Annotated in this window: 14 protein-coding genes; 7 read left to right on the top strand and 7 right to left on the bottom strand. The window is 66.5% G+C overall.

Annotated elements, in window-relative coordinates; all coding sequences use genetic code 11:
- Nucleotides 1–114 precede the first annotated feature (114 nt).
- On the bottom strand, nucleotides 115–672 hold the full coding sequence (locus G6N77_RS09940) for a YceI family protein (RefSeq protein WP_165182009.1): 558 nt from the start codon (nucleotides 670–672) through the stop codon (nucleotides 115–117).
- A 196-nt stretch (nucleotides 673–868) separates the two neighbouring features.
- Between G6N77_RS09940 and G6N77_RS09945 the strand changes: the two genes are divergently transcribed.
- The 5 genes from G6N77_RS09945 (at nucleotide 869) to ccsB (ending at nucleotide 5,805) form a co-directional block, all read left to right on the top strand.
- Nucleotides 869–1,531, top strand: coding sequence for a histidine phosphatase family protein (locus G6N77_RS09945; protein ID WP_165182010.1), 663 nt, complete (start codon nucleotides 869–871; stop codon nucleotides 1,529–1,531).
- Nucleotides 1,532–1,656: 125 nt separating this feature from the next.
- Nucleotides 1,657–2,250: a TlpA family protein disulfide reductase gene (locus tag G6N77_RS09950; RefSeq protein ID WP_205678179.1), complete on the top strand. Its 594-nt coding sequence runs from the start codon at nucleotides 1,657–1,659 to the stop codon at nucleotides 2,248–2,250.
- 47 nt (nucleotides 2,251–2,297) lie between these two features.
- On the top strand, nucleotides 2,298–3,014 hold the full coding sequence (locus G6N77_RS09955; protein ID WP_165182086.1) for a cytochrome c biogenesis CcdA family protein: 717 nt from the start codon (nucleotides 2,298–2,300) through the stop codon (nucleotides 3,012–3,014).
- Nucleotides 3,014–4,720, top strand: a complete 1,707-nt coding sequence (gene resB, locus G6N77_RS09960; RefSeq protein ID WP_165182012.1) for a cytochrome c biogenesis protein ResB — start codon at nucleotides 3,014–3,016, stop codon at nucleotides 4,718–4,720. Before G6N77_RS09955 ends, resB begins: the two co-directional genes overlap by 1 nt.
- Nucleotides 4,720–5,805: a c-type cytochrome biogenesis protein CcsB gene (ccsB, locus tag G6N77_RS09965; protein ID WP_165182013.1), complete on the top strand. Its 1,086-nt coding sequence runs from the start codon at nucleotides 4,720–4,722 to the stop codon at nucleotides 5,803–5,805. Before resB ends, ccsB begins: the two co-directional genes overlap by 1 nt.
- Before the next feature lie 134 nt (nucleotides 5,806–5,939).
- On the opposite strand, the gene G6N77_RS09970 is transcribed toward ccsB, so the two are convergent.
- Together G6N77_RS09970 and G6N77_RS09975 are read right to left on the bottom strand one after the other, a co-directional pair.
- The gene (locus G6N77_RS09970; protein WP_240901877.1) at nucleotides 5,940–6,932 is read right to left on the bottom strand and encodes an endonuclease domain-containing protein; all 993 of its coding nucleotides are present in this window, start codon (nucleotides 6,930–6,932) and stop codon (nucleotides 5,940–5,942) included.
- 321 nt (nucleotides 6,933–7,253) lie between these two features.
- Nucleotides 7,254–7,673: a PLD nuclease N-terminal domain-containing protein gene (locus tag G6N77_RS09975; protein ID WP_165182014.1), complete on the bottom strand. Its 420-nt coding sequence runs from the start codon at nucleotides 7,671–7,673 to the stop codon at nucleotides 7,254–7,256.
- A 71-nt stretch (nucleotides 7,674–7,744) separates the two neighbouring features.
- On the opposite strand from G6N77_RS09975, the gene G6N77_RS09980 reads away from it, so the two are divergent.
- Both G6N77_RS09980 and G6N77_RS09985 read left to right on the top strand, forming a co-directional pair.
- Nucleotides 7,745–8,074, top strand: a complete 330-nt coding sequence (locus G6N77_RS09980; RefSeq protein WP_165182015.1) for a DUF4229 domain-containing protein — start codon at nucleotides 7,745–7,747, stop codon at nucleotides 8,072–8,074.
- A 15-nt stretch (nucleotides 8,075–8,089) separates the two neighbouring features.
- Entirely contained in the window at nucleotides 8,090–8,734 is a 645-nt protein-coding gene (locus tag G6N77_RS09985; protein WP_240901892.1) for a TIGR03085 family metal-binding protein, read from the top strand.
- A gap of 28 nt (nucleotides 8,735–8,762) precedes the next feature.
- Here G6N77_RS09985 and G6N77_RS09990 read toward each other — a convergent pair whose 3' ends face one another.
- The 4 genes from G6N77_RS09990 to G6N77_RS10005 all read right to left on the bottom strand — a co-directional run bounded on the left by G6N77_RS09990 (nucleotide 8,763) and on the right by G6N77_RS10005 (nucleotide 12,299).
- A complete protein-coding gene (locus G6N77_RS09990) occupies nucleotides 8,763–9,641 on the bottom strand; it encodes a 1,4-dihydroxy-2-naphthoate polyprenyltransferase (RefSeq protein WP_165182017.1) in 879 nt (292 codons plus the stop codon).
- 76 nt (nucleotides 9,642–9,717) lie between these two features.
- The gene (locus G6N77_RS09995) at nucleotides 9,718–10,872 is read right to left on the bottom strand and encodes an AMP-binding protein (protein ID WP_165182018.1); all 1,155 of its coding nucleotides are present in this window, start codon (nucleotides 10,870–10,872) and stop codon (nucleotides 9,718–9,720) included.
- Nucleotides 10,873–10,885: 13 nt separating this feature from the next.
- Complete coding sequence (locus G6N77_RS10000) at nucleotides 10,886–11,884, bottom strand: 1,4-dihydroxy-2-naphthoyl-CoA synthase (protein ID WP_165182019.1); 999 nt, start codon at nucleotides 11,882–11,884, stop codon at nucleotides 10,886–10,888.
- Nucleotides 11,865–12,299: a VOC family protein gene (locus tag G6N77_RS10005; protein WP_165182020.1), complete on the bottom strand. Its 435-nt coding sequence runs from the start codon at nucleotides 12,297–12,299 to the stop codon at nucleotides 11,865–11,867. Before G6N77_RS10005 ends, G6N77_RS10000 begins: the two co-directional genes overlap by 20 nt.
- Nucleotides 12,300–12,406: the final 107 nt, after the last annotated feature.

A 12,406-nucleotide genomic window follows, 5' to 3' on the forward strand; every position in this document is an offset into this window, starting at 1 on the left:
ACACTAGCCCGGTGCAGGTACCTTGCATAGCGTGTTCAGGGGAACGGCAGACAAAATGAAATGTGCCGGCCTGCCCCGTGGGGCCGACCGGCACATTGAGGGTGCAAAAAGGGCTCAGGCAGCCTTGACGAAAGCCACGTCAAGGGTGATTGTGACCTTGTCGGAGACCAGCACGCCGCCGGCTTCCAGGGCTGCATTCCAGGTCAGGCCGAACTCCTTGCGGCTGATGACGGTCTTGGCCTCGAAGCCTGCCCGGGTGGCACCGAACGGGTCCACGGCAACGCCGTTGAATTCACCGGAGAACGTCACGGTCTTGGATATGCCGCGGATGGTCAGCTCGCCGGTCAGCTCAAAGTCGCCTTCGTCACCGGAGACGCTGGTGGAGGTGAAGGCAAGCGTGGGGTGGGCTTCCACGTCGAAGAAGTCGGCGCTGCGCACGTGTCCGTCGCGGTTGTCATCGCCAGAGCTGAAGCTGGCGGCCTGGATGGTGGCGGTCACGGCAGCGTCGCCCAGCGTGGGGCCGAGTTCCAGCGTGGCGGCGACGTCGGTGAACTTGCCGCGGACCTTCGAGATGCCGGCGTGGCGGACGGAAAAGCCAACTTCGCTGTGGGCCGGGTCAAAGTTCCAGGTCCCCTGGCTCAGGCCTACGGTTTCAACGGTGGTTGCAGTCATGTGTTGCTCCTTGAAGAGGGTTTGTGTGCAGCTTGTCAGGTTCCCGATCGGGATGCCTTCACGCTGTATAAGCATGCGTTTGCATCTAATATTCCCGGCCCGGGAACTTTTTCCCAAACTTTTTTCCAGCTTGCCCGCGCAGCCTGTGAATTCCCTGATTAACCCCTTGTTGCGTAACTTTGAGAAACTTGGACACATGCCCCGAGTCACTGTTCATCTTCTGCGCCATGGTGAGGTATTTAACCCCGACGGCGTGCTCTACGGCCGGTTGCCGAATTTCCACCTGTCCGAGCGCGGCCATGCCATGGCCGAGCTGGTGGCCGGGCACTTCAAGGACCAGGCCGACGCCGGCAACGCCCCCGTCTACCTGGTGGCCTCGCCCCTGACCCGGGCCCAGGAGACGGCACAGCCCACGGCCTCCGCACTGGGGCTGGACATTGTCACCGATCCGCGCATCATTGAGGCCAGGAACCACTTTGAGGGCATGAAGGTCAGCAAGGGCGAGCTGCTCAAGCCCAAGCACTGGCGCTACTTCGTCAACCCACTGCGCCCCTCCTGGGGCGAGCCTTACCAGGCCCAGGCGGAACGCATGCTGGCAGCGGCACGGGATGCCCGCCGTCGTGCCTTTGAATTGGGAGGGGACGGCGCGCAGGCCATCATGGTCAGCCACCAGCTGCCGATCTGGGCCACGCGGCGCAGCGCGGAGGGGCGCCGGCTCTGGCACGATCCCCGCAACCGTGAATGCACCCTGGCCTCCCTGACGTCCCTGACGTTCGACGGCGACGACGTGGTGGGCGTGAGCTACAGCGAACCGGCGGCGGCCCTTTTGCCCGGCGCCGCCACCACCCCGGGAGCCTGAATGTCCGGCTTCGGGTAGGCAAAAAGACCATTTTCGACGTACTGTAGAAGTTCCAAGCGCAAAAATCCGGGGTGACGCGCCTTCCGGAAACCAAAAAAACGAAAGACTTCCTCGTGACTTCCTCCATGAGCAGGCGTTCCTTGTTCGCCGCCACCGGTGCCGTGCTGTCCGTGGCCCTCGCCGCGTGCACGGCCAACGACCCCCTGGCCCAGCAGGCCGCGGCCGGGGACAACAAGGGGTTCGTGGCCGGGGACGGCTCCGTCACCGAGTATGCGCTGGCCAAGCGCTCGGACCCGGTGGAATTTTCCGGCAAGCTTTTTGACGGCACCACCATTACCGCAGCCTCAGTGCGCGGGAAGGTCACCATCCTCAACTTTTGGTACGCCGCATGCTCCCCCTGCCGCCTGGAAGCGCCCAGCCTGCAGTCGCTGTACTCCGAGTTCAAGGCCCAGGGCGTTGACTTTTTCGGCGTGAACATCCGTGACGAGGTGGCCACGGCGGAGGCCTTCGAGCGCACCTTCAAGATCGGCTACCCGAGCATCATGGACAAGGACGGCGGCGTGCTGTTGGCCCTGTCCCGGCGCAACCTGGTGCCGCCGGCCGCAGTGCCCACCACCTTGGTCCTGGACCGGCAGGGCCGAGTCTCGGCCCGCATTCTGGGGACCGCGGACAAGAGCACGCTCAAGGCCTTGATCACGTCCACGCTGGCCGAGAAGTAGGGACGTTGGTCAACAACCCATTTGCCGAAACGATCTTCAGCGGCTCCATGCTGCTGGCCATCCCGGTTGCCCTGCTGGCCGGGCTGGTGTCGTTTCTCTCCCCCTGCGTGCTGCCGCTGGTCCCCGGCTACCTGGGCTATGTCAGCGGCCTGACCGGCGCTGACCTGCAGAACCAGCGGCGCGGGCGCATGCTGGCCGGCATTGGGCTGTTTGTCCTGGGATTTTCCCTCGTGTTCATGCTCATTGGCGCTGTTTTCGGCCAACTGGGTGCGTGGCTGAAGGGCTCCGACGCCGCGTGGGTCACCCAGGTGCTGGGCCTGGTGGTCATTGTCATGGGAATTGTGTTCCTGGGCGGGCTGGGTTGGTTCCAGCGGGAGGCCAAGGTGCACGCGAAGCCGCCGGCCGGGCTGTGGGGGGCCCCGCTCCTGGGCATCACTTTCGGGCTGGGCTGGGCGCCGTGCATCGGGCCGACATTCAGCGCCGTGCAGACGCTGGCGTTCTCCGACGGCACGTCCGCGACCAAGGGCGCCTTCCTGACTTTTGTGTACTGCCTGGGCCTCGGGGTGCCGTTCCTGCTGATCGCCCTGGGCGTGCGGCGCGGCCTGGGCGCACTCGCCTTCTTCCGCACCCACCGCCGAGGGCTGCAGTGGTTCGGCGGCGGGATGCTGATTGTCCTGGGGCTGCTGATGGTTACGGGGCTGTGGGGAACATGGATCAACAACCTGCAGTTCTGGTTTGCCGGTGAAGTGAGATTGCCAATCTGATGAGGAATGACTCGGTGCAAGACGTGCAAAGCAAGAAGCCGGCCAAGGATGACATTGCGCTGCCCCGGCTGGGGTTCCTCGGCATGCTCAGGTGGGCCTGGCGGCAGCTGACCAGCATGCGGACGGCCTTGTTCCTGCTCCTGCTGCTGGCCGTGGCGGCCGTTCCGGGTTCGCTGTTCCCCCAGCGCCCCTCCAACCCCTCAAACGTGACCCAGTATTTGGCGGACCACCCCACCTCGGGGCCCATCCTGGACTGGTTCAAGCTCTTTGACGTCTACTCCTCACCCTGGTTTGCCGCCATCTACCTGTTGCTGTTCACGTCCCTGGTGGGCTGTGTGCTGCCCCGGGCCAAAATCCACTGGAAGGCCATGCGCTCCGCGCCGCCGCGCACTCCCAAGCGCCTGTCCCGCCTGGCTGAGTACGGCACCGTGGAGATCCCCGCCGGCAGCGGCGTCGATGCCGCGCAGGCCGTCAAGGACGCCGCTGCAGTCCTCAAGGCCCGCCGCTACCGGGTTGACGTCCGGGACCTGGACACGGACAGGCCCTCCGTGGGGGCGGAAATCGGCTTCCTGAAGGAAGTGGGAAACCTGGTCTTCCACATCTCCATTCTTGGCGTGCTCGCCTCCGTGGCATACAGCGGACTTGCCGGGTACAGTGGCCAGCGGATCGTGGTCGAGGGTGAAACCTTCGTCAACACCCTGGTGGGCTATGACACCTTCACCCCCGGGGCCTACTTCAACAGCGACCGACTGAGCCCCTACTCCGTGCAGCTGGACAAGCTGGCCGTCACCTACGACAGGGAGTCCCCGGGCCACTACGGCCAGCCGATCGACTTCACGGCCAGCCTGACCACCAAGTCCGGCCCCGACGCGCCCGCCAAGAAGCAGGTCCTGAAGGTCAATGACCCCGTCGCCCTGGGTGGCACCAACATCTACCTGGTCGGTAACGGCTATGCGCCGGTGGTCACGGTCAAGGACAGCAAGGGCAACATTGCCTTCCAGGGCCCGGTTGTCACCATCCCCACCGACGGCGCCTACACCTCGCTGATGGTCATCAAGGTCCCCGACGCCAAGCCCAACCAGCTCGGCTTCGTCGGCTTTTTCCTGCCCACAGCGCTGCTCGACAAGACCACGGGCGTCACCTACGGCTCCGACCCGGATCCCATCAACCCGCAGCTGAACCTCAACGCCTACACGGGCGACCTGGGACTGGACAACGGCATCCCCCGCAACGTCTACACGCTCGACACCTCCAAGCTGAAGCAGATCAATGGCCGCGACATGAAGGCCGGCGGCATCGTGCTGGCTCCCGGGCAGAGCTACTCGCTGCCGGAACACAACGGCACCATCAGCTTTGACGGGATCAAGCGCTACGCAGCCCTGGACATCCGGCACGACCCCGGACAGAACTTCGTGCTCATCTTTGCCGTCCTGGCCCTGGCCGGACTCATGGCGTCACTGTTCATGAACCGCCGCCGCGTGTGGATCCGCACGGGCAACCACCCGGACGGGCGCACCATGGTCGAATTCGGCCTGCTGGCCCGCGGCGAGGACCACCGCCTGGCGGGGGAATCGGCGGCCATCGACAAGGCCCTCCACGCAAAGTGGCTGGTGCCAGTGGACACACCGGTGCAAGATGGTAAGCAGACACCCACTATCCAACCCGACGCCGGCCAGCGCGTCACCGTGTCAAGTAAGGACCAGTAATGCCAGGAATCAATGCAGGATTCGCACTGCTCAGCCAGCAGTTCATGTTCATGGCCGGCGTGGCCTATGCCGTGGCGTTTGGTGCCTACGCCTGGGACCTGGTGGCCTACAGCAAGCTGATGCGCCGCGGCCTGGCGCTGGAATCCGCCGCTGCGGCGGACTCCGTGGCCGCCGCCAGGCTGGTGGGCGTCGGTTCCGCCGGCAGCATTGGCCAGGACCTCGGCGCGGGTCCCGAAGACCGCGGAGTACGGCCCAGCAGCAAGGTTCATGCCGGCTCGGACGGCATTACGGCCGGCGATTCCATGAAGTACGGCCCGGAAAAGCGCCGCGCCGCCAGGGTGGCCGTGGCACTGACTGTGCTGGCCGCCGTCGTCCACGGCCTGGCAGTGGTCTTCCGCGGGATCGGTGCAGGCCGCGCCCCGTGGGGCAATATGTACGAATTCTGCACCACCGGCGGGTTCACCGTCACACTGATATTCCTGCTGGTCCTCACCCGCCGCGACCTGCGCTTCCTCGGCACGTTCATCATCGGCCTGGTGCTGATCATGATCACCTACGCGTCCCTTGAGGCCTGGACCCCGGCCGGCCACCTGGTGCCGGCCCTGCAGAGCTACTGGTTGATCATCCACGTCTCCATCGCCGTCATGTCCTCGGCCCTGTTCACCATGACGTTTGCCATGTCCGTGCTGCAGCTGTTCCAATCCCGCCGCGAGGCGTCCCTTGCCTCCGGGAAGCGGGACAAGGCCCTGGTCATGCGGCTGGTCCCGAATGCGCTGAGCCTGGAGAACATGTCCTACCGCATCAACGGCATTGCGTTTGTGGGCTGGACCCTGACCCTGATGTTTGGTTCCATTTGGGCGGAAAAGGCGTGGGGCCGCTTCTGGGGCTGGGATACCAAGGAAGTCTGGACGTTCGTGATCTGGGTGGTCTACGCCGGCTACCTGCACGCCCGCGCCACCCGCGGCTGGACCGGCACCCGTGCCGCCTGGCTGTCCATCGCGGGCTACCTGTGCGTGGTATTCAACTTCACCATTGTCAACGTCTTCTTCTCCGGCCTGCACTCCTACGCGGGCGTGGGCAGCTAGAAGTTTCCCCCGCGGCCTGGTCCGCGCGCCGCCGAGAGTACACTTCTGGCGACCTCCGATGTACGGAGGTCGCCAGAAGTGTACACTCGACGAAATTTCGGGCAGACTGCCCGCCAGAACTGTCCCTTCGCGGCTCAGGCCACATCTTTTCGCGTGCCCAGCAGGCCCAGCAGCGACGTCCCCGCGATGTTTTTCGGGTCCGGCCAGCCTGCTTGAACCAACATCCGTGCCACCTTGGTGACGGCTGCCCGCCCACCGAAGCGCATGTCCTCCCTGTTGACCAGCACCTGGCGCCAGCCAAGCGACGCCGTGATGAAATCCCTGTCGTGGTCCTTGCCGTGCTGTTCGGGCGTGAAGTGGTGGTCGCCGTCGTACTCCACGCATGTCCGGTACTCCTCGCAGCTGAGGTCCGGGGCGACCAGCGCGTTTCCTTCGTCGTCGAGAAGTTCACAATTGGGCACAAACAATGGCAGGCCCGCCCTGACGATGAGCAGCCTCAATCTTGTTTCGGGAGGCGAGTCAGAGCCGACGCGGACCAGGCCCATCGCCTCGCGCAACCGGCGGATGCTTCGTGCGCTCTGGTGGCCGGCGAGGTAGGCATTCAGCTCATCCAGTTCCACCATGGCGACTTTGGGCGGGCCAAAGCTGCGGCGGTGCTCGCACACGATCTGGTCGCCCACGGCAACCAGCTCATCCAGGGAGAGCAGCTGTGCGAGGTCCAGGAACGTACGCTGCACAGTTGTGACCGGGACTCCGGCCACCTCGAGGACGTCCGCGGCGCCAAGTTCCATCCGATGGCCGCGTACCCGACGCCGGCGCGGCGTCCCCATGCCTGCGGGCCGCGCCAGGTCCAGGAATCGGTCATCCTCGAGTCGCCGGGGCAGGTAGAGGCCGTGGATTTTCGCGGCCGTAAGATGGCTGACGACCGCTGAAACAGTGCTGTCCGTGTAGGGCCGGCAGGCGTCGAGGACGTCAAATGGCACATTCTTGTGCACCCGAATGCCCCGGCTGGGCATCCACAGGTCCGAGGCCCGGGTCCTGGACCGGGTGACGCCGGCTTCGCGGGCCTGTTCCACGGTGAAAGGACGCGTGGCGAGGTGCGGGGGGAGCGGTGATGGCTTCGTCATGAATCCATTAGGGACCCTGACGGGACGCTTAAAGCCGGATTTTGGGGGCCCGCGAGAAATCTGTGGATAACGGCCGCCGAGAGGACATGTGGGGAGGGCTGGCGGTTGCTGCAGTCCGCCGAATGTACACGAATGGCGGCCCGCATCGGGTGCGGGACCGCCGAGCGTACACATCCGGCGACCCGACTCGGGCGCACCCCGCCAGATGTGTACTATGGGCGCACTTGGGGGTTGTTCAGCGCGCCAGAGCTGTACACTCGGCGCCGCAGCAATGGCACCGTAATGGCGCCCAGCTAGCTCCGGACCGGGCGCCGTTGTGCGCTAGTGCTTCGTTTCGTCGTTGGGGTGCGGGTTCGGCTGGCCGTCGCGGAGCCTGGCCTCCCGGGCGTCGAGTTCGGCCTTGAGCTTGCGGAGGCGCTCGGCCTCGGCCTTCTGCGCGCGATTGACCTCAAGGTTGCGCAGGAACAGGGGGTCGTCGTCGGGCGCGGTGAACTGGGTGGGGCGCCCGGAAGGGGACTGGCCGCGGGGCCCGGAGGTCCACGGGGCCGCAGGGGAGGAAGTGCTGTAGCGCGGGCGGCCCAGGAAGAACCAGAGGAGCACGCCGATCACGGGCATCAGCACGATGACGATGATCCAGGCGGGCTTGGGAATGCTCCGGACATCCGCCGGCTCACTGCGAAGGCAGTCGATCAGCCCGTAAATGAAGAGAACCACACCGAAGACCACTGGGATATAACGCATAACCCAATTCTACCGTTGCAGGACAAATTGCCACTGGGCGGGCTTTCAGGAACAGCCGCTAAACTTGGGCCGTGGCTTTCTTCAAATACTCACTGATCCGTGGCGTGCTTTTTTTGGCATTTTTCCTGCTGGCGTACCTGGTCCTCCAGTTCAGCCCCCTCACGTCCACCCTGATTGCCGCCCTCTGCGCTTTTGTCGTGAGCTTCTTCCTGTTGCGCAAACAGCGGGACGGTGCCACCGCGGTCATTGCCAGGCGGCTGGCCCCCAACGCAGACACCACGCAATCCGCCCAGGCCCTTGCAGACGCCGACGCCGAAGACGCCCTGGTCGATGCCAACCCCGACGTGTGGGTTGATGCGGACCGCAAGAACGGCACCCCCCGCATCCAGCCGGAAGGCTGAGCCCCGGTGCGCTGGATGGAGACGGAGCGGCTGGCCCTCGTGGCGACGTTCCGCCAGGCCGATCCGGATGCACCAACGCTGTGTGAGGGCTGGACTGTCCGCACGCTGCTGGGCCACCTGGTCCAGCGCGAACACAATCCGTGGGCGCGAATGCTGGACACCACAGCCCGCCCTGTCCCGGGCCAGGAAAGGCGCCTCGGCGCCCTCGTCGCGACAGCCCGGACGGCGGCCGGATATGAGGCCCTCGTGCAGCAATTTGCCGCCGGCACCGGTCCCCTGAACCCCATGACGTGGCTGGGGGACGGGGGCCAGCTGCTCGAATACGTGGTCCACCACGAGGACGTGCGGCGCGGCACCGGCAACAAGGACCCCCGGACCCTTCCGGCGGGCCAGCTCGACGCGCTATGGAAGAATCTGCCCCTCATGGCCCGCTTCACCTATCGCCGCTGCCCCGTCGGTGTCAGCATCGCCTCGCCCGGCCGCGGCACCACCGCCGTCCACAGGGCGCCCAGCGGCCGCCGGCCGGCCGCCGTCGTGCTGGCCGGGGACCCTGTGGAAGTGGCGCTCTGCGTCTCAGGCCGGCAGCGTGCTGCAAACATCGAGGTCACTGGCAGCCCGGAAAACACGGCCGCATTCCACGCGTGGGCCGCCGGCAAATAGCCGCCCGGCCCAGCCCGGTGCAGGCCGGCTACAGGCCCGTCAGCACCATCGCCGCGGCAAACAGCACGCTGAACCCCAAATTGAGCAGGCCCGTCTGCTTCAACACGGGGATGAGGCTCTTGCGCTGCTTGCCCTGGAGCATCAGCCAGCTCGGCATGAGCATGAACGGGATGAGCAGCAGCACCAGCAGGATCCACGGCTTGGCGGGCACCAGCGGCATCATGAGTGCCAGGGCCAGCCCCAGCATCACCACGTAGCTCAGCCGCGCCTTCCTGTCGCCCAGCCGCACCGCAAGGGTCCGCTTCCCAACCTCCCGGTCTGTGGGGATGTCGCGGACATTGTTGGCCATGAGAAGTGCGACGGCGATCAGTCCCGTTGCGACGGAACCCAGGACTGCCGCCGTGCTCACCTGGCCGGCCTGGGTGAACGTGGTGCCGAGAGTGGCCACGGGGCCGAAGAAGACAAAGACAAAGACGTCGCCCAGGCCCAGGTAGCCGTACGGGTTCTTCCCTCCCGTGTACCCCCAGGCGGCCAGCACGGCACCGGCGCCGACCAGCAGCAGCCACCACGCCTGGGACAGGACCACTAGGGCAAGCCCGGCCAGCATGGCCAGGCCCAGCGCGGCAAAGGCCGCCATTTTCACGTCGCGGGGGCGCGCCGCACCCGATCCGACCAGGCGCAGCGGCCCCACCCGGACCTCGTCGGTGCCACGGATGCCGTCGGAGTAGTCGTTGGCGTAGTTGACGCCCACCTGCATCAGGAGCGCCACGAGCGCGGCCAGCACCGCCCGGCCCCAGTGCAGGCCGTGGAGGTCGTAGGCGGCGGAGGTGCCAATGATCACGGGGGCGATTGCCATCGGAAGCGTCCTCAGGCGGGCGCCTTCAATCCATTGCCCAACAGTGGCCACGGCTTTGCTCCTTGTTTGCGGTTGCGTTGTGAACAGGCGGCAAAAACTTGCCAGCTTCCATTGTGCCTGTTCGCCGCTACTTCGCGGCGGACGCAGCCTCTGCCAGCAGCGCCAAAATGGCCGCCCTGTCAGGCTTTCCGGTGGAGAGCACGGGCAGTTCCGAGACGAACAGCACAGTGCGCGGCACCATGTGGGCCTCCAACTCCGCCGCCGCGCCGGCCTTCAGCTCCTCGGCCGAGCAGCTTCCCACCACCAATGCCGCCACCTGCTGGCCCCATTCCGCCGAGGGCACGGGCCCCACAAACGCCTCCCGGACACCCTGCACACGGTGCAGCCCGTCCACCACGGCGCCCGCGGAAATCTTCAGCCCGCCGCTGATGATGACGTCGTCCACGCGGCCCAGCACGCGGAGCCGTCCCTCCCCGTCCACCTCGCCCAGGTCGCCGGTTTCATACCAGCGCGAGCCGCCGCCGTCGTCCTCGGTAAAGGCGGCGGCGGTCAGGGCGGGGTCGCCCAGGTAGCCGGTGGCGAGCACGTCCCCGCCCAGCCACACCCGGCCGTCGCGGATGGCGAGCTCCACGCCGTCGAGCGGGACGCCGTCGTACACGCAGCCGCCGCAGGTTTCGCTCATGCCGTAGGTGGTGACCACGTTGATGCCGGCCCCGCGCGCAGCCTCGAGCAGCACGGGGCTCGCCGGCGCGCCGCCCAGCAGGACCGCGTTGAAGCGCCGCAGCACGGTGAGCGTCTCCGCGGTGGGGTTGGTCAGCAGGCGCGTGAGCTGCGTGGGGACCAGCGAGGTGTAGCGCAGCTTGTCGGTGAGTTCCTCCGCGGCCGCCGTGAACGCCTCCGCCGTGAAGCCGCCGGAGAGGTCCATGGCCCAGGGGCGGGTGCCGGCAAACAGGCTGCGCACCAGCACCTGCAACCCCGCCACGTAGTGCAGCGGCAGGGCCAGCAGCCACTGCCCCTCGCCGCGCAGCGCCATGGCCGTGCCCACGCTCGACGCCGCCAATGCGTCCACGCTGAGCATGGTCCGCTTCGGCGTTCCGGTGCTCCCCGAGGTGCGCACGACGGCGGCAATGTCAGTTTCGCTGCCGGCCGGCAGTCCCAGCTCGGCCTGGGGGATGAGGGTGAACGCAGGTGGTTCGCCGGGTGCGGTGGGGTCGATTTCGACGGCGGGGCCTTCGCCGTGCAGCGCGTCGGAGAGGGCCTTGAGCAGGGGTTCGATGTTCATGTTCCAGTTCGGTTCAGAAGTAATAGGGGAAATTGGACCAGTCGGGGTCGCGCTTTTCCAGGAACGCTTCCTTGCCCTCCACGGCCTCGTCGGTCATGTAGGCCAGGCGGGTGGCCTCGCCGGCGAAGACCTGCTGGCCGGCCAGGCCGTCGTCGGCCAGGTTGAAGGCGAACTTGAGCATGCGGATGGCCTGGGGGGACTGGCGGGCGATGTCCGCCGCATACGCCAGGGCCGTGTTTTCCAGCTCGGCATGGTCCACGGCCTCGTTGACGGCCCCCATGGCGACCATGTCCTCGGCGGAATATTCGCGGGCCAGGAAGAAGATCTCCCGTGCCTTCTTTTGGCCGATCTGGCGGGCCAGCAGCGCCGAGCCGTAGCCGGCGTCGAAGGAGCCCACGGTGGCGTCGGTCTGCTTGAATTTCCCGTGCTGGCGGGAGGCAATGGTGAGGTCGGCGACCACGTGCAGCGAGTGCCCGCCGCCGGCGGCCCAGCCGTTCACGACGGCGATGACCACCTTGGGCATGGTGCGCATCAGGCGCTGGACCTCCAGGATGTGGAGCCGCCCGGCCCGTGCGGGGTCGATGGTTTCCTTCGTTTCACCTTCCGCGTACCGGTAGCCGTCGCGGCCGCGGATGCGCTGGTCACCGCCGGAGCAGAAGGAGTGGCCGCCGTCCTTGGGGGAGGGGCCGTTGCCGGTGAGCAACACGGTGGCCACGTCCGGGGTCATGCGGGCGTGGTCCATGGCGCGGTAGAGCTCGTCAACCGTGCCGGGGCGGAAGGCGTTGCGCACTTCCGGGCGGTTGAAGGCGATCCGGACGGTGGGAAGGTCCCTCGTGATGTTGCCCGCCGCGTCCCGCTCCACCTGGCGGTGGTACGTCATGTCCTGGAAGTCGAAGCCCTCCACCACGCGCCAACGGGTGGGGTCGAAGATGTCGGAAACCTGCTCGGGAAGATTGTCTGCGCTCACCCTCACGATCTTAGCGGGCGGGCCGTCAGCTAATGCAGAACTCATTCCCTTCAGGGTCTGCCATGGTGAACCAGGCGTGCGGGCCTTGGCTGGCCTCCCACAGGAAGGTGGCGCCGCGTTCCTCCAATTTTTCCCGGACCGCAGCCTTGTCGTCACCGCCCAGCCGCAGGTCCCAGTGGATGCGGTTCTTGCCGGCCTTTTCGCGGGCCCCGGACTGGAACAGGATCCTCGGCTGCCCGCTGCCTTCATTCGGGCCGGCGGTGATTGCCTGGCCGTCTTTCCAGACCAGCACGCCCAAGTGGCGCATGGTTTGGTCCTCGGTGGCGAAACCCTGCTCCGCCATGGAGCGGATGAACGCCTCATCCGACGGCTCCACCTCCCAGCCCATGGTTTCCGCCCACCAGTCGGCGAGTTCGTGGGGCTGGAGGGCGTCGACAACGATCTGCAGTGAATAGGCCATGGGAAAAGTCTGCCGCGACCCGGCCCGCCCGTCCAGCACTTCTCTGTGGGGACGTACCCGGCGTGGGTTCTGCCCCAGATGCACCGTGGGGCAGAACCCGCGCCGGG

Origin of the sequence: Arthrobacter silviterrae (assembly GCF_011045165.1) — a bacterium.
Lineage (GTDB): Bacteria > Actinomycetota > Actinomycetes > Actinomycetales > Micrococcaceae > Specibacter > Specibacter silviterrae.